The sequence below is a fragment of the Streptosporangium sp. NPDC050855 genome (genome assembly GCF_044456585.1).
GTDB classification, from domain to species: Bacteria; Actinomycetota; Actinomycetes; order Streptosporangiales; family Streptosporangiaceae; genus Streptosporangium; species Streptosporangium longisporum.
The window spans coordinates 141,689-159,760 of record NZ_JBITFY010000016.1; the positions used below are offsets into that span (position 1 = coordinate 141,689).

The 18,072-nt window shown below is 71.7% G+C and carries 17 protein-coding genes; 8 read left to right on the plus strand and 9 right to left on the minus strand.

Annotated features, from left to right (window positions below; translation table 11 throughout):
* Positions 1 to 167: 167 nt before the first annotated feature.
* From ACIBCT_RS29050 to ACIBCT_RS29060, 3 genes are all read right to left on the minus strand, one after another.
* Positions 168 to 527 carry a hypothetical protein gene (locus tag ACIBCT_RS29050; protein WP_399193877.1) on the minus strand — a complete coding sequence of 120 codons (360 nt, stop codon included), beginning with the start codon at positions 525 to 527 and terminating at the stop codon, positions 168 to 170.
* Positions 528 to 762: 235 nt separating this feature from the next.
* Positions 763 to 1,410 (minus strand): TetR/AcrR family transcriptional regulator, encoded by a 648-nt coding sequence (locus tag ACIBCT_RS29055; RefSeq protein WP_399193879.1) that lies wholly within the window; start codon positions 1,408 to 1,410, stop codon positions 763 to 765.
* Between the two features lie 47 nt (positions 1,411 to 1,457).
* Positions 1,458 to 2,303 (minus strand): class I SAM-dependent methyltransferase, encoded by an 846-nt coding sequence (locus ACIBCT_RS29060; RefSeq protein ID WP_399193881.1) that lies wholly within the window; start codon positions 2,301 to 2,303, stop codon positions 1,458 to 1,460.
* A gap of 194 nt (positions 2,304 to 2,497) precedes the next feature.
* On the opposite strand from ACIBCT_RS29060, the gene ACIBCT_RS29065 reads away from it, so the two are divergent.
* On the plus strand, positions 2,498 to 3,337 hold the full coding sequence (locus ACIBCT_RS29065) for an alpha/beta fold hydrolase (protein ID WP_399193883.1): 840 nt from the start codon (positions 2,498 to 2,500) through the stop codon (positions 3,335 to 3,337).
* 3 nt (positions 3,338 to 3,340) lie between these two features.
* On the opposite strand, the gene ACIBCT_RS29070 is transcribed toward ACIBCT_RS29065, so the two are convergent.
* A complete protein-coding gene (locus ACIBCT_RS29070) occupies positions 3,341 to 3,733 on the minus strand; it encodes a PPOX class F420-dependent oxidoreductase (protein WP_399193885.1) in 393 nt (130 codons plus the stop codon).
* A 153-nt stretch (positions 3,734 to 3,886) separates the two neighbouring features.
* Positions 3,887 to 4,399, minus strand: a complete 513-nt coding sequence (locus tag ACIBCT_RS29075) for an FBP domain-containing protein (RefSeq protein WP_399193887.1) — start codon at positions 4,397 to 4,399, stop codon at positions 3,887 to 3,889.
* A 257-nt stretch (positions 4,400 to 4,656) separates the two neighbouring features.
* On the opposite strand from ACIBCT_RS29075, the gene ACIBCT_RS29080 reads away from it, so the two are divergent.
* The 4 genes from ACIBCT_RS29080 (at position 4,657) to ACIBCT_RS29095 (ending at position 8,276) form a co-directional block, all read left to right on the plus strand.
* Entirely contained in the window at positions 4,657 to 4,872 is a 216-nt protein-coding gene (locus tag ACIBCT_RS29080; protein ID WP_399193889.1) for a hypothetical protein, read from the plus strand.
* Positions 4,873 to 4,983: 111 nt separating this feature from the next.
* Positions 4,984 to 5,649, plus strand: coding sequence for an AAA family ATPase (locus ACIBCT_RS29085; RefSeq protein WP_399193891.1), 666 nt, complete (start codon positions 4,984 to 4,986; stop codon positions 5,647 to 5,649).
* 160 nt (positions 5,650 to 5,809) lie between these two features.
* Entirely contained in the window at positions 5,810 to 6,301 is a 492-nt protein-coding gene (locus ACIBCT_RS29090) for a DUF4262 domain-containing protein (protein WP_399193893.1), read from the plus strand.
* Between the two features lie 109 nt (positions 6,302 to 6,410).
* Positions 6,411 to 8,276 (plus strand): potassium transporter TrkA, encoded by a 1,866-nt coding sequence (locus tag ACIBCT_RS29095; protein WP_399193895.1) that lies wholly within the window; start codon positions 6,411 to 6,413, stop codon positions 8,274 to 8,276.
* A 336-nt stretch (positions 8,277 to 8,612) separates the two neighbouring features.
* On the opposite strand, the gene ACIBCT_RS29100 is transcribed toward ACIBCT_RS29095, so the two are convergent.
* The 4 genes from ACIBCT_RS29100 to ACIBCT_RS29115 all read right to left on the minus strand — a co-directional run bounded on the left by ACIBCT_RS29100 (position 8,613) and on the right by ACIBCT_RS29115 (position 14,346).
* On the minus strand, positions 8,613 to 9,800 hold the full coding sequence (locus ACIBCT_RS29100; RefSeq protein WP_399193896.1) for a monooxygenase: 1,188 nt from the start codon (positions 9,798 to 9,800) through the stop codon (positions 8,613 to 8,615).
* Between the two features lie 212 nt (positions 9,801 to 10,012).
* A complete protein-coding gene (locus ACIBCT_RS29105; protein WP_399193898.1) occupies positions 10,013 to 11,068 on the minus strand; it encodes a lytic polysaccharide monooxygenase in 1,056 nt (351 codons plus the stop codon).
* Positions 11,069 to 11,401: 333 nt separating this feature from the next.
* A complete protein-coding gene (locus ACIBCT_RS29110) occupies positions 11,402 to 12,547 on the minus strand; it encodes an alanine racemase (RefSeq protein ID WP_399193900.1) in 1,146 nt (381 codons plus the stop codon).
* A 140-nt stretch (positions 12,548 to 12,687) separates the two neighbouring features.
* Complete coding sequence (locus ACIBCT_RS29115) at positions 12,688 to 14,346, minus strand: alpha-amylase family protein (protein ID WP_399193902.1); 1,659 nt, start codon at positions 14,344 to 14,346, stop codon at positions 12,688 to 12,690.
* Between the two features lie 143 nt (positions 14,347 to 14,489).
* On the opposite strand from ACIBCT_RS29115, the gene ACIBCT_RS29120 reads away from it, so the two are divergent.
* From ACIBCT_RS29120 to ACIBCT_RS29130, 3 genes are all read left to right on the plus strand, one after another.
* The gene (locus tag ACIBCT_RS29120; protein WP_399193904.1) at positions 14,490 to 14,873 is read left to right on the plus strand and encodes a hypothetical protein; all 384 of its coding nucleotides are present in this window, start codon (positions 14,490 to 14,492) and stop codon (positions 14,871 to 14,873) included.
* Between the two features lie 214 nt (positions 14,874 to 15,087).
* Positions 15,088 to 17,364: a protein translocase subunit SecD gene (gene secD / locus ACIBCT_RS29125; RefSeq protein ID WP_399193906.1), complete on the plus strand. Its 2,277-nt coding sequence runs from the start codon at positions 15,088 to 15,090 to the stop codon at positions 17,362 to 17,364.
* A 240-nt stretch (positions 17,365 to 17,604) separates the two neighbouring features.
* Complete coding sequence (locus ACIBCT_RS29130) at positions 17,605 to 17,820, plus strand: EF-hand domain-containing protein (protein ID WP_399193908.1); 216 nt, start codon at positions 17,605 to 17,607, stop codon at positions 17,818 to 17,820.
* The last annotated feature ends 252 nt before the right edge of the window (positions 17,821 to 18,072 follow it).

Below are 18,072 nucleotides of genomic sequence, written 5' to 3' on the forward strand. Positions count from 1 at the left end.
CGTTCCTTCCGTCGCGAAGCCAGGGATCTCGCCCGGGTCGGTGGCCGGGGACGCGAACGGCCACCGGGTGATCCGCGGCCGTCATGTCGACGGACGGGGACCACCCGGTGGCCGCGCGTCGTGCCCGGTCGTGCGGCGACGGTCGCCGTGCGGTGGCGGGCAGGTGGTCAGCAGTCGCAGATGAACCCGTAGGTGCCCCAGTCGGCCTTGATGGTCAGCTGGTACTTCTTGCCGTAGAGGCCGTTGACCGCACCGCGGAAGCTCTTGTTCGGGCTGACCGTGCCGCGGCCCACCCGTACGCCGGTCTCGCGGTCCCAGACCTCCCAGGTGGCGATGGAGGTGGTGTCCAGGCCGATCCACACGCGGTGCAGGTCGGTCCTGGCGGGGGTGTAGCCGCTGGCGCACTTGTTGGTCAGGTAGGACGGCCGGCAGGTGTGGCGCGTCTCGGCGGCTGCGGGCTGCGCGAAGACGACGGATGCGGCGACGACACTGAGCGCGACGAGGGCTGATTTGAGGGATTTGCGCATTGAATCGGTCTCCCTGATCAAGGTTTTGGGCGCGGCCAGTATGGCATTCGCGTGATCAGCCCATAAGACCCAATTCGGGAGCTTTTTCGTACGAGGGGACGATCGAATACGCATTTTTCGCCCGGGACCTGGTCTCCTCGGGGGGGAGGGGCGGAGCGACATCGTTCGGAACGGCCGTGCCGGGACGGGGCGACAGCGTTCAGGCCGACAGGTGCGGTGCCGAAGCGAGCACCGTTCAGGACGACGGTGCCGGGCCGATGCCCTTCAGGACGACGCTGAGCAGCTCGTCGACGAATCCCGGGGGGATCTCCAGCGCGGTCGTCGTACCGCCGCCGAGCAGGTGGGGCAGGACCAGCTCGTGGCAGGCACCGATGATCATCGTGGCGGCGGCCTCGGTGTTGGCGTCCGGGGCGAGGCGGCCGAGGTCCCGCTCGGCGCGCAGGTAGGCGGCCAGGTCCGCCCGCAGTCCCCGCCCGCCCGCCACGGGGTTGGGCAGGCTCGCGAACCGGACCAGGACCTCGGGCCGGCCGAGCAGGCCCGCGAAGGAGGGCAGGATCGCGGCGTGCAGCGCCAGCCCCTGGGTGATGTAGGCGCGCAGGTTGTCCTCGACCGTCCCGCTCCCGGCCGTGGTGGGCCGCTCGCCCAGCTCGCGCTCGACGGTCCGGACATGGGCGTGCAGGGCGAGCGCGAGGAGCTCTTCCTTGCCCTCGAAGTGGTTGTACAGCACGCCGTCGGCGACCTGCGCCTCGCGGGCGATGTCGCGTACGGTGAGCCCGGCCGTGCCGCGCCGGGCCATGAGGCGTCCGGCCGCGGCGATCAGGTGCTCGCGCAGGCTCCGGTCGCCCTCGCCGTCACGCAGGGCGGCTGCTTTTCTGGGTGACATCGCATCACATCGTAGTGACCGCCCGGGGCCGCGCCGAGGCGGAACGGTCAGGTACGGGTGGCGGTGATCAGCCAGGCGGCGCCGCGCAGCCGTACGGCGTCGGGCTCCTCGTAGGGGCGCAGCGCCTCGGTGAGCGCGTCACGGGCGCGGGCCGCGGTGGCCTCGTCGACCTGGTCGAGCAGGAAGCGGACCGGCCCCCACGCTCCGAGGAACCGGCCTGCGTCCTCGGCGTCCCGGCCCCACACCTGGGGCGCGTCGACGGGCGTGGAGGTCACCTGCTCGAAGCCCGCGCCCGTGAGCACCTCGCGGATGCGGTCCGGGTCGGCCAGCGACTCCGGTCCGGGAGCGCCCGGGTCGGCCGGGGCGGGGTTCGGCGGCAGGTGCTCCGCCATCGCCCCGAAGACCGCGCCCAGCTCGTTGTCGCCCATCCCCCGCAGGGACAGCAGGGCCAGGCGTCCTTGCGGCCGCAGGGCGCGTCCGATGTTGGCGAACGCGGCGACCGGATCGGCGAAGAACATGATGCCGAACCGGCTCACGGCCACGTCGAAGCTCGCGGCGGCGAAGGGGTGGACCTGGGCGTCGCCCCTGGTGAAGGTCACGTTGGCGCCCCCCTCGCCGGTCGCGGTGGCCCGTGCCCGCGCCAGCATCGGTTCCGACAGGTCGATCCCGGTGGCGTGCCCGAGCCGCGCGCGGCGGGCGGCCAGCCGGGTCAGCTGCCCGTTGCCGCATCCGACGTCGAGCACGTGGTCGTGGTCGCCGATGGCGGCCGCCGCCAGCAGGTGGTCGTTGAAGCCGCTGTTCACGGCGTCGTACCTGTCCTGGTGATCGGCCCAGTGGTTGCCCTCGTAGCCGTTCCAGGCCTCTGCCTGCTCGGTGTTGACGATGGAGGACATCGAATCCCTTCCGTGGATCTCGCCGGACGGCGTGACCGACCCCCGTCTCCGGTACGGTCACGACGCCCACGTTGTGAACACTCGTTCATGAATGTGTGTTCATAATGAGAGCAGGGGAAGGGAGATGTCAACCGTCACGCGGGTTGACCTTGTCACGGTGACAGGGCCTTCACTGTGGCCGAGGAGGTGGTTCCATGACCACGATCTACAAGTCCGAGGCCGGTGAGCGCGAGCTCCGCGACACCTACCGGCGGGTGCTGGACGCCTGGCCGGTCCCCGCCGAGCACCTGCGGGTGCCGACCCGTGAGGGCGAGACCTTCGTCCTCGCCTCCGGCCCCCGGGACGCGCCGCCCCTGGTGCTGCTGCACGGCTCGGGCGCGAACACGTCGATGTGGCGGGAGGACGTCGCCACCTGGTCCCGGCACTTCCGCACGTACGCCGTCGACCTCGTCGGCGAGCCGGGGCTGAGCGCGCCCTCGCGTCCCGCCCTGGACTCCGACGCCGTGTCCCTCTGGCTGGACGACGTACTCGACGGGCTCGGGATCACCGGTGCCGCGTTCGTCGGCGCGTCCCTCGGCGGCTGGACGGCCCTGGACTACGCGATCCGCCGCCCGGAGCGGGTGACCCGCCTGGCCCTGCTGTGCCCCGGCGGCGTGGGACGGCAGAGGGTCGGCTGGATCCTCCAGGCCCTGCTGACCCGCCCGTTCCGGCGCGGCGGGCTGCGCGAGTCGGCGATGGCCGTGGCGGGACTGGACGGGGAGCGGGACCGGGAGGTGCTCGACGCCGTCGTCCTGACGTTCACGCACTTCAACCCGCGCAGGGAGAGGCTGCCGGTGTTCTCCGACGAGGCGTTGCGCGGCCTGGACATGCCCGTGCTCGTCATCGTCGGCGGCCGGGACGCCATGCTGGACTCCCGCGGGACCGCGCGGCGCGTCCGTGAGTGCGTCCCGCACTCGACCGTGAACCTGCTCCCCGAGGCCGGTCACGCCATCCTCGGCCAGACCGGGCCGATCAACGCGTTCCTCCGGGCCTGAGGGTCAGCCCATGCCGCTGATCTTCTCCGGCTCGATGATGAACATCACGCGGACCTGGTCACGGCCCCCGTACCAGGGGTAGGGGGTGCCGAGGTAGCGCTGGGCGAGCATCTCGATGTGGTCGGCCGCGCCTTCGGTGACGACCTTGAGCACCCTGCCCCGTACCTGGAAGTAGCGCGAGGGGTCGGCGGGGTCGGAGACGGCGACGGCCACGCGCGGGTCCCGCTCGATGTTCCTGGTCTTCAGGTGACTCTGCACGCTGTTGATGATCACGTGCTCGCCGTCGGTGTCGACCCAGGTCTGGGTCAGCTGCGGCGAGCCGTCGGCCATCGAGGTGGCGAGATAGCAGGTGCTCGGCCGGCGCAGCAGCGCGAGCAGTTCTTCGGTGAGTTTCACGGCGATCTCTCGGCCAGTCGGGTGCGACACTGTCCTGGCAGCTCAGCACGGTCGTGACGAGCCTACTCACCGTCTGCCGGCCCGGGGTCGGGGCGGGTCCGCGACGGCCCCGGGCCGGCTCACGCCGAGCGCGGGCCACGGCCCAGGACCGGCTCACGCCGAGCGCAGGTCGCCGTCGAAGACCTTGTCCAGGAAGCCCTCCAGGTTGGTGACGGCCCGCGTGATCCGCTCCTCGGTGGTGAGCGTCTCGAACCGCACGCCGGGCTCGGACCTCTTGATGTCCCGTACGTACAGGGAGCAGGCCAGGTCGGCGCACATGTAGGTGCCGACCGTGTTGCCCTGGCGGCCCGCGGCGCCGACCCGGGGCGCGACGAACAGGGAGACCCCGGTGCCGGGGTGCGGGGTGACGCAGACCGAGCAGACGGTGCTCTTGGTGAAGCTCCTGCGGACCTCCTGCGCGACGCGCAGACAGACGCCGACCAGCTCGCCCCGATGCCCGGCGACCAGGTAGCCGCGGTCCGGTGCGCCGGGGTCGCGCCAGCCCAGGAAGTCGAGATCGGCCCAGGGCAGCTCGGGCAGGGCCCTGGGCAGGTTGATCCTGCGCGCCTCCCCCTTGGAGCAGTTGACGAAGGATCCGCGGATCTCTTTCTCGCCGATCGGGTCCATGGTTCACCTACCGTTGTGAATGATCTTCCGCGTGCCCCCGTCCCGGCGCTCACGGCCGGTCGTTCCAGGTCGGGGGGAGAACGGGGTGACGGACGCGGCCGGAGGGCGGCCCCTGCGGGTATGGCCGGTGGCCAGTTTTCCAGGGTGGTTCCTGCCGTGTCGACCGGTTTTCCGGCCCGTGGCCATCGGTCCCCGCGGGCTCCCGGGGCAGGGAGATCCCCCGGGACGCGGGATCGGGGCGCTGGCACAATACGGGCATGCGATGCACCCAGTGTGACGGCACGGACCTGGAGCCGGGATTCGTCGAGGACGGCGGGGAGCACTCCCACGGCTACGCCCGCTGGATCGCGGGTCCGCTGGAGCGCGGCATCTTCGGCGGCGTGAAGCGCTTCGGGAAGACCCGCTGGGACGTCGAGGCCTTCCGCTGCACCCGGTGCTTCCATCTCGAACTGTTCGCCCGCACGCCGGACTGAACGACGCGGGAGACCCGCGTGCCGTCACGGCCTGGACCGGCCGGGGGCGCGGACATGCGAGTCTCGCATCCCCGTACGACAGGATCGGGCGGGGTGGCTACCCTCGATGTCATGATCGTCTGGTTGAACGGCACATTCGGCGCGGGCAAGACGACGACCGCGCGGGAGCTCGTCTCGATCATCCCCGAGGCCCGGCTCTTCGATCCGGAGCAGGTCGGCGTCATGCTGCGGCACGTCCCGGACCTGCCGCCGGTCGAGGACTTCCAGGACTGGCCACCGTGGCGGGGCCTGGTCGTGGAGACCGCCCGGCGGCTGCTCGCGTACGTCGGAGGGGTTCTCGTGGTCCCGCAGACGGTCCTCGTCGAGAAGTACTGGACGGAGATCCGGGCCCGGCTGGAGCGGTCCCGCATCCCCGTCCACCATGTCGTGCTCCACACCGACCAGGCCACCCTGACCCGGCGGATCGAGGAGGACACCATCGACCCCGAGGCCCGGCAGTGGCGGCTGGACCACCTCCCGGACTACCTCGACGCCCTGCCCTGGCTGATCCGCGAGGGGAAGGTCGTCGACACGACGCAGCTGACGCCGTCGCAGGTCGCGCACGCCGTGGGCCTTCAGGTCGAGGGCGGCGGGCACCGCCCGGCCGCCAGGACGCCGGGCGCGGCGCCGGTCGCCCCGCCCGCCAGGACCGGCGTACGGCGGGCCGGCGGCCGGGTACGGCGAGCCCCCGCCGAGCGGATCCTCCCGGGGCCCTCCGCCCCCGGTGAGCTTCCCTGAGGGTTCCCGGAGGACGTGCCGCGGGGCCTCCACTTCCGGTCGTCCGGTCCCGGCCATCGGGGCCGGGCCCGTGCCGTCCACTTCGATGCCCGTGGCGCACTACGCTCGGTATATGTCCGACCAGCCTGTTTGTCACTGTCTGCTGTGTGTCCGGAGCGAGGTGGAGCTCGACGAGGCGGATCTGCGGACGATACGGAACGTACGGGACCGGGGGTGGGCGGTCGTCATGGTCCCCGAGGACGAGGACGGGCCGGGCTGGGCGTTCACCGTCGGGCTCTGGCACACGCTCCGCTCCCCCGAGGTGGCCATGTTCGGCCTGCGGGTGGACGTGATGGGCAACTGCCTCAGCACGCTGGCCGACGGGATCGCCGCCGGGCACCACCTGGCCGAGGGCCGCGAGCGGGACGACGTGATCAGGAACTACCCGGTCGTCGCCAAGCCGGTGGACACGAGCTGGTACCGGTCGCTCTTCGGCACGGCGCTGCACTTCTACCAGCGGCCCCCGCTGCCCTTCATGGAGATCGTCTGGCCCGACGCCGCGGGCCGTTTCCCCTGGAACGACGGCTGCGACCCGAGGCTGCGCGAGCTCCAGCCCGCCCTGTGGATCCCCAAGGACGATCACGCCCCGGGCCCCTGGACCAAGCTGCCCTGACGGGCGGGACGGCGGGCCTGACCGATCCCGGTCAGACACCCGAACCCCCGTGGTGGCCTACGATTCCATGCGATCGTTGACATTGTTCACTCACGGGGGGAGGCGATCCGTGTCACGGGCGACGTTCCGGGAACGGCTGCGCTACTGGTTCGACAACACCATGTCGCGTGGTACGACGGCCCTCATCGGGTGGCTCGCCCTCATCTCGTTCAGCCTGATCGTGCTGGTGACGGCGGCGAGCCTGTGGCTGACCCCGCGCGAGGCCGCCGAGCACCACGGCGCCGCGGGCATGCTGTGGACGACCCTGATGCGCACGCTGAGCCCCGGCAAGGTGGCCACCGACACCGGGAGCGCGCCGTTCGTCGCCCTGATGTTCATCGCGTCACTGGGCGGGATCTTCATCGTCAGCGCGCTGGTCGGCATCCTCGCCAACGGGCTCATGGGCAGGTTCGAGAAGCTGCGCAAGGGCAGGTCCCGCATCATCGAGACCGGTCACATCGTGGTCCTGGGCTGGTCGGAGCAGGTGTTCACCATCATCAGCGAGCTGGTCCAGGCCCACGCGAGCGACCGCAAGTCGGTCATCGCGATCCTCGCCGACAAGGACAAGCTCGCCATGGAGGACGAGATCCGGCAGTTCGTGGGCGACACCCGCAGGACCCGGCTGGTCTGCCGGACCGGCCGCCCCTCCGAGCCGACCGACCTCGACCTGATGAACCTGGGCTCGGCCCGCTCGGTGGTCGTCCTGTCCCCGCAGGGGGAGAATCCCGACGCGCACGTCATCAAGACGCTGCTCGCCCTGGCCAGGCGCGACGGTGACCACCCCCCGGTGGTCGCCGCCATCGCCGAGAGCTCCAACATGGCCGCCGCCCGCCTGGCCGGTGGCCCGGACGTCCACCTCGTCGACTCCGACGACACCGCCTCCCGGCTCATCGTGCAGTCGTCGCGGCAGTCGGGCGTCTCGGTGGTCTGCATGGACCTGCTCGACTTCACCGGCGGCGAGATCTACCTGCGCTCGGATCCGCACTTCACCGGCATGACGTACGGCTCGGCGCTCCCGGCCTACCAGACCGCCACGGTGATCGGGCTGCGCCGGGCGGACGGGATCGCGCTGAACCCGCCCATGGACACCGTGATCTCCGCCTCGGACGAGATCATCGTCATCGCCCAGGACGACTCGATGATCCATCTGGCCGACGGCATGCCCGGCGCCCGGGAGGAGGCGATCGTCTCCTACGAGCGCACCGGGCCGAGCCCCGAGCGCACGCTGGTCCTCAACTGGAACGGCCGGGGCCGCCAGATCGTCCGCTACCTGGACGCCTACGTCGCGCCGGGCTCCATGCTGGACATCGCCTCCGACCACCCGGGGGCGACGGCCGTCCTCGACGGGCTGAAGAACCTCACGGTGAACGTCAAGGAGTGCGACACCTCCGACCGCTACGCGCTGGAGTCGCTGGGCCTGGGCCTCTACCAGCACGTGATCGTGCTCTCCGACGACCGCTTCGACCCCGGACACGCGGACATCCGCACCCTGACGACGCTGCTCCACCTGCGCGACATGCAGACCATCCTGCACGAGCGCTACTCGATCGTCAGCGAGATGCACGACGAGCACAACCGGGGCCTGGCCGAGGTGACCGAGGCCGACGACATCGTGATCAGCGACACGGTGATCGGCCTGCTGCTGGCGCAGCTCGCCGAGAACCGGCACCTGGCCGAGGTGTTCGGCTGCCTCTTCGACTCCCGGGGCTCGGAGATCTACCCGCGTCCGGCCGAACGGTACGTCCGGCCGGGGGCGCCGGTCGACTTCGCCTCGGTGATCGAGTCGGCCCGCCGCCGGGGCGAGACCGCGATCGGCTACCGCCTGGCGGATCGGCAGAACGAGGCGCCGCACTTCGGCGTCGTCCTCAACCCGGACAAGTCACGTCCGCTCCGGCTCGGCCCCGGCGACTCGGTGATCGTCCTGGCCGAACGCTGATCCTCGCGCCCCGGCCCGCCGCGTGCCCTTCGAGGGTACGCGGCGGGCCGGGGTCGCGACGGGGATCAGGCAGTGATCATGAAGGCGAGCCCCAGCAGCACGGCGACGGGGATCAGCCAGACCACGGCCTCGATCGCGAACTCCTTGTACACGGTGGGCTCTCCTCGGGTGCTGCGCGGACGCCGCGCGGAAAAACGACGAGAGGCAGCATATGAGCATCGGCCGACTCTTCGTAACCGGGGACCTCACCGGGAGCGGCCCCTCCCCGGTGGAGGGGCCGCCTCGCCGTGCTCGTCACGCGGGGTGGCCCACGCGCCGCTCGTCACGCGGGGCGCGTCACGCGCCGGGGGTCCATAGGACCAGGCCCAGGCACATCTCGTCACTGGTGCCCTCGCCCCAGACGACGTAGCGCGGGGCCGAGCCCTTCAGCGCGGGCAGCATCGTGCGCAGGCCCGCGTCGTGGGTGCAGGTGACCCGCAGGCGGTCGCCCTTCTTGACCGCGACGGGCTCGGCCAGCGGCCGGATGGCCTGCTCGTCGAAGTCGTACTTCGGGATGTCGAGAAGGGCCCGTTCGCCGGAGCGGCCGTGGTTGAGCTCGACCTTGATCGAGCGGCCCAGCAGGTGCATGTGCCCGGCCAGGGCGTAGATCGTGCCGTCGACGGGCAGCGGCAGCTCGCAGTGCTGGGTGTCGCCCGGCGGCAGCGGCTGCCCCTTGTTGCACATCCCGGCGAGCCAGTTCGGGGCCTGGCTCGACTGCTCGCCGAAGCGCCGGCCCAGGTCCTTGACGGCGGCGTCACGGTCGCACAGCGGGCCCGACTCCTGCGGGGTGCAGGGCAGCTCCACGGGAGCGGGAAGCTGGGTGGTCTCCAATGCGGTGATCTTGGAGTCTCCGTCGGCGAACCGGAGCCGGATGCCCGACCGGTCGCTGCCGGTCTTCCCCTGGGTGGCGAGCAGGTTGTAGTGGACCTGCAGGACGAGCCGGCTGCCGGCCGCCACCGGGTGGCCGACCTTCTGGGTGAGCAACGTCTCGTCGGCGCCCGGCGCCCAGTGGCCGATCCACTTGCCCTTCTCGATCCCGGCGTCGCCGAAGCAGGTCCAGCCGTCGCCCGGGGTGCTCGCGTCGAGGGCATCGGCCTTCTCGGCCGCGTCCTTCTCGACCGCGTAGACGATCGCGTGGTGCACGAGGTCGGTGTTCTGCGGCAGGAACTGGTTGCCGGTGAGGAACGCCGGGGCGGTCAGGCCGGGGTCGAGCAGGAAGCACCGGTACTCGTCGGTCGCTCCGGGGGGCGCGTCCGGGGTGTAGGGCCTGGGCAGCGCCAGGTTGACGAAGCGTTCCCCGGCCCGCAGCGGCGCGGCCGGTGGCGGAGCCGCCTTCGTCCCGTGGCCGGAGTGCGCGGCCGCACTCGGGGAGCCGGGGGACGCGGCGGGGGGATGCGCGGTGCTCGCGTCCCGCCCGCATGACGTGACGACAAGGGTGCCCGCCAGCGCGAGGACGGCGGCACCCGCCCATCGTGTCGTTTTCATGTCTCCAGCGTCCCCGCTCGCGCCGGTTTTCTCATCGGTCCAGGAGCCCGACCTTCTCATCCTGAGGTCGGAAGGAATTCCGGGGGTCACCAGCACTGAAGATGATGATGCGCTTCATCCGGCCGCCGTGACCGGGCCGGTCGTCCGGCCACGGCAAGGCGCCCGCCCGCCGGGGGACCGGCGGACGGGCGCGGATGCTCGGACGATGGTGATCAGGCGGAGCTGCAGGTCACCGTCGGCGCGGTGCCGGGCGTGCCGGACATGAGTACTCCGAACGTCGTCGCGGCTCCGGCGGCGAGCGAACCGTTGTACGCGGCGTTGCGCGCCGTCACGGTGGATCCGCTGGTCGTCAGCGTCGCATTCCACGACGAGTTGATCGTCTGCCCGCTGGCGAGCGTCCATCCGGCCGTCCAGCCGGAGATCGCGGCCGAGCCGGCGACGACGCGGACCTCGGCCTGGTAGCCGCCGCCCCAGGTGGAGACGACCCGGTACGTGGCCGAGCAGCCCTGGCCGGGGCCGGGGGTGGGAGTCGGCGTCGGGGTCGGGGTGGGAGTCGGCGTCGGGGTGGGGGTCGGGGTGGGCGTGGGGGTCGGGGTGGGGCCGGGGTTCGAGCCCGTGAAGTTCACGTCGCTGCAGAAGTAGTACGACTGGTCCGAGTGGCTGGCCTGCCAGATCGTGAACACGATGTGGTGACCGGAACGGCCCGGGGCGTTCACCTCGACGGGGGTCGTGGCGCCCGTGGCGATGCGGCCCGTCTGGCCGACCAGTTCCAGGTCACCCCAGCCCAGCCGTTGTGTCTTCGGATCGAAGCCCTGTTTGGTCGCGTACACACGGATGTAGTCCGCGCCGTGTATGGCCTGGTCGAGGAGGTTGAGGGTGAAGCGGGCGGGCTTGTCGACCGTCTTCCAGGCCCCGGGGACGTCCATCGCGGCGTAGCGGCCGCCCTCGGTCCTGCCGCCGCTGCACAGCTGGCCGTCGGGGATGGCCGCCTGGTGGTTGCCTGCCACGCCCTCGCGGTACAGGCCGTTCCAGTTCCACATGGCCTGCACGTTGGCCTGCCACGCCTGCCAGCACATGGGGTCCTGGGTGGCCATCTGCGGGTTCTGGAAGTCGCTGCCCCAGCGCTGCCAGCAGCCGTAGTTACGGGTCGGGGGGTCGCTCACCGAGCCGTGCGCCGACGCGGGCACGACCAGTGCGGTCACGAGCAGCATCGCGGCGCCCGCGATCGCGAGCAGACTTCGAAGCAATGTGCGGGAGAGCGTCTGCACGGGTCTCCTTCTGAGATTCAAGGGTGCATCCGGGGGCCCACCATCTCCTAACCGACGGTCAGGAACAACGGTTATGCTCCGCCGGGAACCGGTGACCTGGACATTCGCCGCAGGAACGATGAAACATTCAAATTCCGCCTGCGCACGCGCCGCTCCGGGCGGGCGGGAACGCGCGGGAACGCTCGGTCCCGCCATGGGAGCGGGCGCGGGTCAGGTCCCGTCGTGACGGACCGCGCGGGGACCCTCCGGGGCGTGAGGACGGGCCCGCTCCTGCCGTGGGAGCGGGTACGGGTCCGTCCTCGCCGTCGCGGACCGCGCGGGGACCCTACGGGGTCACGCGTTCAGGTAGTGGAACGTCGGCTTCGGGTGCATCAGGAAGTCGTGGTGGGAGATGTTCCAGGCGTAGGCGCCGGCCATGGCGAACTCCACCCGGTCCCCGGGCTTCAGGGCGACGGGCACCCTGCGGGCCAGCACGTCCTTGGGGGTGCAGAGCTGGCCGACGATCGTGACCGGCTCGCCGGGCCGCGACACGAGCACCGGCTGGTCGTGGCCCTTGGTGGCGGGGGTGCGCAGGTGGTGGGTCCCGCCCGCCACGACCGCGAACAGCTCGCCGTGCACCCGCTTGACGTCGATGACGTACGTCACGTAGCGCCCGCAGTAGACGGTCAGCGACCGGCCCGGCTCGATCCGGAGCGTCTCCCCGGGACGGCGGAGAGCGGCCAGGCCCCGGCCGTAGGCCGGCCAGTCGAACCGGTCGGCCGGGTCGGCGTAGGAGACGGCCATGCCGCCGCCGAGGTTGATCTCGGTGACGTCCAGCGTCCGCGCGTAGTCCAGGATCGTCGCCGCCAGTTCCAGCATCCGGGGGGCGTCGAGGCCGCTGGCCAGGTGGGCGTGGATCCCGCGCAGCCGTACGGCCTCCTGGGCGCGGAGCAGCGCGACGCACTCGTCGACGCCGGCCGGGTCCATCCCGAACGGGGTGGCGCCGCCGCCCATCGCCAGCGCGGCCCCCTCGATGGAGACGTCCAGGTTCACCCGGAGCAGCACGTCGGCGGGGCGGCCGGAGGCGAGCAGCCGGCGCAGCTCGCCGGGACTCTCCACGTGCAGCCGGGTGACGTCGGCCAGCAGCTCGGCGTCGGTCTTGCCGGGCCCGCCCAGCGCGACCGGCACGTGCGGGAAGTGCTCCCTGACGTGCGCGAGCTCCCCGCCCGAGGCCACCTCGAAGCCGTCCACGTACGGGACGAGCGTGCGCAGCAGTTCGGGGTCGGGGTTGGCCTTCACCGCGTAGTACAGCTCGACGTCCTCCAGCGCGGCGCGGACGGCACGGGCGTGGGCGTCCAGCTCGGCCAGGTCGTAGACGTAGGCGGGCGGCGACCCCGGTCCCGGGGTCGGGACCCGAGCCGGGGCCTGAGTCGGGGCCGCGACAGGGACCGCGACAGGGACCGGGGGTGCGGGACGGGTGGAGCTCATGGTCTCCAGCATGACCGAGAGAACACCCGACACGCCCGGCCGCCGTCACCGCGGGAGGCGGTCGGGGGCCGGGCGGTCAGGGGTCACACGGTCGAAGGTCGTACGGCCGCACGGTCGTGCGGCCGAGGTCGTGCGGTCGGGAGCGGGGAGCGTCAGCTCTTGGCCGAGGTCTGGTCCGGGGCCGCGTCCCGGACGGAGGCGCGGAACCAGCGCGTCCCGTACGGCTCCAGGGTGAACGTCACCTTGCCGTCGGCGGGCAGATCGACCACGCCGTCGACCAGTAGGTCCACCAGGACCTCGAAGTCGCCGAGCCCCTCCAGCACGAGCTCCACCTCCGCCTTGCGGCCGGCGAAGTTGTGGACGGCGACCACGGTGCCGCCCTCGGCGTCGGCCCGGTGGGCCAGCACGGCCGTGTCCCCCGCGTCCAGGATGGTGTACTCGCCCCAGGCCAGCTCGGGCGACTCGCGGTAGCGCTCGATCAGCAGCATGACCCAGCGGAGCATCGAGTCGGGGTCGCGGCGCTGGTCCTCGACGTTGACGTTCTGCGGGCCGAACTCACCGGTGGGAGAGGCCACCCGCGTCTTCGGGTCCGGTGAGAAACCACCGCGGGACGACCACTGCATGGGGATGCGGACCGCCATCCGCCCCTCGGCCTCCAGGTTCTCGCCCAGGCCGATCTCCTCGCCGTAGAAGAGCACCGGCGTGCCCGGCAGCGAGAACAGCACGCTGTAGGCGAGCTTGAGCCGGCGCATGTCGCCGCCGAGCATCGGCGGCAGCCTGCGGCGCAGTCCCCGGTCGTAGACCTGCATGTCCTTGTCCGGGCCGAAGGCGTCGAAGACCTCCTGTTTCTGCGCCTCGGTGAGCTTGTCCAGCGTCAGCTCGTCGTGGTTGCGGACGAACATCGCCCACTGGGAGTCGTCGGGCGGCTTGGGCCGGTCGCGCAGGGCGTCGGCGAGGATCTCCGGGTTCTCGCGGGCCATCGCCAGGTGGAACCGCTGCATGGCGATGAAGTCGAAGCACATGGTGATCTCGTCGCCGTTGCCGGCGTCGCCGAAGAACTTCATCAGGTCCGGGTAGGGCAGGTTCACCTCGCCCAGCAGGATCGAGGAGCCGTCGCGGCGGTTCATGAAGGCCCGCAGGTCGGCGAGGAACTCGTGCGGGTCGCCGCCGATGCCCTCGATCAGGAACGGCACCGCGTCCACCCGGAAGCCGGACAGGCCGAGCTCCATCCAGAAGCCGAGAACGCGGGCGATCTCGTCGCGGACCTCGGGGTTGCCGGTGTTCAGGTCGGGCTGGAACTTGTAGAAGCTGTGGTAGTAGTACTGGCCGGTCTTCTTGTCCAGCTCCCAGAGGCTGTCCTCCTTGTCGGGGAAGACGATCGCCTTGGGGTCGACGGGGCCGGGCTCGTCCTGCCAGATGTACCAGTCGCGCTTGGCCGACTTCTTGCTCGCGCGGGCCTCCTTGAACCAGGGGTGCTCGTCGGAGGTGTGGTTGACCACCAGGTCGGCGATCACCCGCATGCCGCGGTCCCTGGCGGTACGCATGAACTCCACGAAGTCACCCAGGGTGCCCAGGCGCGGGTCGACCGAGTAGAAGTCACTGATGTCGTAGCCGTCGTCGCGGCTCGGGCTGGGGAAGAACGGCATCAGCCAGATGCAGGTCACCCCCAGCCGGTCGAGGTGATCGATCTGCTGGGTCAGGCCCCGGAAGTCCCCGATGCCGTCACCGTTCCCGTCCTTGTACGTCTCGACGTCCAGGCAGTAGACGACGGCGTTCTTCCACCAGAGATCGGCCGTGTAGGTCAGTCGCATAGGTCCGCACTACCCCAGGCTGAGGCGTTTATGAGCCCTGTCCCTGGGTGAGGCTCGACGATCACTTCTGGCGGGTCGGAGGAGGAACCGCGCCACGGCGGTCCGCCGACCGGTTACCGTGGACGGGACGGCCGGGAGGGATCATGCGACAGCCACGGCGCGGCGCGCCCTTGGGCTGGCTGCTCGCACTGCTGCTGCCGCTGCTCGTCTCCGGTGGAGCGGGAGGCGTCGCCGCCGCCCCGTCGCGGCAGCCCACCGCCTCCCACCTCTCCGGTGACCACCGTTCCCTCTCCCGCCCGGTCTCCGACACCGGCCGCGGTGCCCTGGTCACCGCCCTGGCCGGGCTCGGGATCGGCCTGGGCGGCGGAAGCGGCACCCCGTCCGCGGCTCCACCGGCCGATCCGTGGCATCCCTCCGTCCCGGCCGGGCCGGGCTCCCGTCCGGCCGGTGACGAGGGCACCCGCTCGCTCGCGGCCCTGCTCGTCAGGCCGGGCCGCGCACCACCCGCCTCCACAGCGACGAGCTGAGACACCCCGGCGTCGCCCGGGGTGCCTTCGCCGTACCGGAACCCGCACCCGAAGTCGCCCCCGAAGCCGTACCCGGATTCGCGCCCGGACCCGAACCGGGCCGCGCTCGAACCGCGCCCGGTGACGTTCCCAGGACGTCCCCGAGCCGTGTCCGAAGCCGTGCTCGAAGCCGTCCGCGAAGCCGTCCCCGACGTCCAAGCCTGTGGAGGCTCCCATGTCGCGTGCCCCGGTGGTACGCGCGGTGACCGCGCTCGCCGTCATCGCCGCCTCGCTCTTCATCGCCCTCAGCATGTCGCCGCGCCTCGGTCTCGACCTGCGCGGCGGCACCCAGCTCGTCCTGGAGACCAGGGACTCACCGACCGTCAAGGCCGACGCCGCGGCCACCGACCGCACCCTTGAGGTGCTCCGCCGCCGGGCCGACGCCCTGGGCGTGGCGGACGCGCCGCTGGCCCGCTCCGGCGAGCGGCGCATCATCGTGGAACTGCCCGGCGTGCAGGACCCGACCAAGGCCGCCGAGGTCATCGGCAAGACCGCGCAGCTCACCTTCCATCCCGTGCTCGCCGCCCCCGACCCGGCGTCCGGGACCAAGCCGGGCAAGGGCGAGCAGATCCTGCCCGACGACCGCGGCCTTCCGGTGCAGATCGGGCCCGCGGCCCTGACCGGCGACGGCGTCGGCGACGCCGCGGCCGGGATCGACCCGCAGCAGGGCACCGCGTGGTTCGTCACCGTCGACTTCCGCGACAGCGGCCGTGCCGCGTGGGCGAAGCTGACCGGCGAGGCCGCCTGCGCCCAGCCGGGCGACCCCAAGCGCAGGGTCGCCATCGTGCTCGACAACAAGGTCATCGTCTCGCCGCAGGTGAACGAGGACGTGGCCTGCAACGTCGGCCTGCCCGGTGGCTCCACCCAGATCACCGGCGACTTCACCGCCGAGGAGGCCGGCGACCTGGCCCTGCTGATCAAGGGCGGTTCGCTGCCGGTGCCCGTGGAGATCATCGAGCAGCGGACCGTCGGCCCGACGCTCGGCTCCGCCGCGATCGCGGCCAGCGCCCAGGCCGCGGTCATCGGCATCGCGCTCACCGCGCTGTTCATCATCGTGACGTACCGCCTGGTGGGTCTCATCGCCGCCGCCGCGCTGGCCTGCTACGCCCTCATCTCGTACGCGGCGCTGGTGGGGCTGGGCGCGACGCTCACCCTGCCGGGACTCGCGGGTTTCGTGCTCGCCATCGGCATGGCGGTGGACGCCAACGTGCTGGTCTTCGAGCGGGCCCGCGAGGAGTACGCGGCCGAGCCGGTGTTCCGCAGCGCGCTGGAGAAGGGGTTCCGCAACGCGTGGAGCGCGGTGGCCGACTCCAACATCACCACCCTGCTCGCCGCGGGGCTGCTGTTCATGCTGGCGTCGGGCCCGGTACGCGGTTTCGGTGTCACGCTGAGCATCGGCGTGATCGCCTCGCTGATCACGGCCATGGTCATCACGCGCGTCCTGGCCCAGTGGGCGGTGAGCCTGCCCGCCGTGACCGCCCGGCCCGGCATCACCGGCCTGTCCGGCATCGGGCGCGTCCGCACCTGGCTGAACACGCACCGGCCCGACCTGATGGGCCGCCGCGCCGTGTACTACGCGGTGGCCGGCGTGCTGGTGGCCGCCTCCATGGCCGGGGTCGCGGTACGCGGGCTCGACTTCGGCGTGGAGTTCACCGGCGGCCGGCTCGTGGAGTACACGACGAGCACCCCGATGACCGCCGACGCCGCCCGCGAGCTGGTCGGCCGGGCCGGTTTCCCCAACGCGGTGGTGCAGTCCTCCGACGACGGCATCTCGGTGCGGACCGGCCAGATCAGCCCCGCCGAGGTGGTGAGGATCGAGAACGCGCTGGAGAGCGAGGGCGCCCAGGTCGTCAAGGAGCGTGACGAGCTCATCGGGCCGAGCCTGGGAGAGGAGCTGCGCCGCAACGCGCTGATCGCGCTGGGGGTGGCGCTCCTGGCGCAGCTGAGCTATCTCGCCTTCCGGTTCCGCTGGACGTTCGGCCTGGCGACCGTGCTGGCGCTGGTCGCCGACGTGGCCGTGGTGATCGGCGCGTTCGCGTGGCTGGGCAAGCCGATCGACGGGGTGTTCCTGGCCGCGATGCTCACCGTGGTCGGTTACTCGGTCAACGACAAGGTCGTGGTCTTCGACCGGGTCCGCGAGCTGTGGGGGGCGCGGCCGAAGGCGCCGTTCGGCGAGGTGGTCAACACCGCGATCCTGCAGACCGTGCCCCGCACGGTCAACACCGGGCTGGGCGCGCTGTTCATCCTGGCCGCGCTGGCGGTGCTCGGCGGCGACTCGCTGACCGACTTCGCGGTGGCGCTGCTGATCGGGATCGTCGTCGGCACGCTCTCCTCGGCGCTGGTCGCGGGCCCGCTGGCGATCGAGCTGGAGCGCCGCAGGCCGGGTACGCCTCCCCGGCCCAAGGGCCGCAGGCCGGCCCGCCCGCGTGAGGGGTCGGGCGCGGTGGTCTGACGGGCTCTCCGCTCGTGACCGGTTCCGGGTGGGTCTGACGTTCCGTTCACGGCCGTCAGGGCGGGCCCGAGGTTCCGCTCGTGACCGGTCCGGGTGGGCCTGAGGTCCCCCCGCGGCCGGTCCCGGGCGGTGATCGTGCCGCGGGTGGGAGAAACCTCCGGCCTGCGGCCGGTGGGTCTCGTGGATCCCGCTAGTGTGCGTGGCGTCTGATTTTCCTGCTGCCGGAAGGCGGATGCAATCGTGGCGGACGACTACACGACAACGTTCCAGATCGTCGATGTCGATGGTGACGGCCTCATCTCGGTCCCCGAGCTGACCCGCCTCATGGAGGTGCTCGGCGAGCCGATCACCCCGGAGGCGGCCGCGGCGGCCGTCGCGAAGATCGATCTGGACGGCGACGGCCTGATCTCCCTGGAGGAGTTCGCCGGCTACCTCAGCCGGCACCGGGCGGGCTGAGCCTCCCGCCGGATCCCGGCGGCTCCCACGGCCTCGAAGGGCCCCGGCGGACCCGGCCCGGACATCCGGGCCGGGTCCGTCACCATGTCCGCGGGCGCGTACGGCGCGATGAGACCCGGCCCTGCGGGAAGCGTGAGTCCTGCCGGTCGTTCCCGGTGATCCTGCCTGCCCTTGGGACCGCGGGACCCGGGTGCGCCGTCGCCGTCGTCATGACGGAAAGTTGACTCTCCGTTCACCGGACAATAACTTTGG

Coding starts and splice junctions, on each gene's coding strand:
- ACIBCT_RS29085 (WP_399193891.1), top strand. CDS start 4,984: ATGATCGTCTGGTTGAACGGCACATTCGGCGCGGGCAAGACGACGACC.
- ACIBCT_RS29060 (WP_399193881.1), bottom strand. CDS start 2,303: ATGTCCTCCATCGTCAACACCGAGCAGGCAGAGGCCTGGAACGGCTAC.
- ACIBCT_RS29065 (WP_399193883.1), top strand. CDS start 2,498: ATGACCACGATCTACAAGTCCGAGGCCGGTGAGCGCGAGCTCCGCGAC.
- ACIBCT_RS29055 (WP_399193879.1), bottom strand. CDS start 1,410: ATGTCACCCAGAAAAGCAGCCGCCCTGCGTGACGGCGAGGGCGACCGG.
- ACIBCT_RS29080 (WP_399193889.1), top strand. CDS start 4,657: ATGCGATGCACCCAGTGTGACGGCACGGACCTGGAGCCGGGATTCGTC.
- ACIBCT_RS29075 (WP_399193887.1), bottom strand. CDS start 4,399: ATGGACCCGATCGGCGAGAAAGAGATCCGCGGATCCTTCGTCAACTGC.
- ACIBCT_RS29100 (WP_399193896.1), bottom strand. CDS start 9,800: ATGAAAACGACACGATGGGCGGGTGCCGCCGTCCTCGCGCTGGCGGGC.
- ACIBCT_RS29050 (WP_399193877.1), bottom strand. CDS start 527: ATGCGCAAATCCCTCAAATCAGCCCTCGTCGCGCTCAGTGTCGTCGCC.
- ACIBCT_RS29115 (WP_399193902.1), bottom strand. CDS start 14,346: ATGCGACTGACCTACACGGCCGATCTCTGGTGGAAGAACGCCGTCGTC.
- ACIBCT_RS29110 (WP_399193900.1), bottom strand. CDS start 12,547: ATGCTGGAGACCATGAGCTCCACCCGTCCCGCACCCCCGGTCCCTGTC.
- ACIBCT_RS29120 (WP_399193904.1), top strand. CDS start 14,490: ATGCGACAGCCACGGCGCGGCGCGCCCTTGGGCTGGCTGCTCGCACTG.
- secD (WP_399193906.1), top strand. CDS start 15,088: ATGTCGCGTGCCCCGGTGGTACGCGCGGTGACCGCGCTCGCCGTCATC.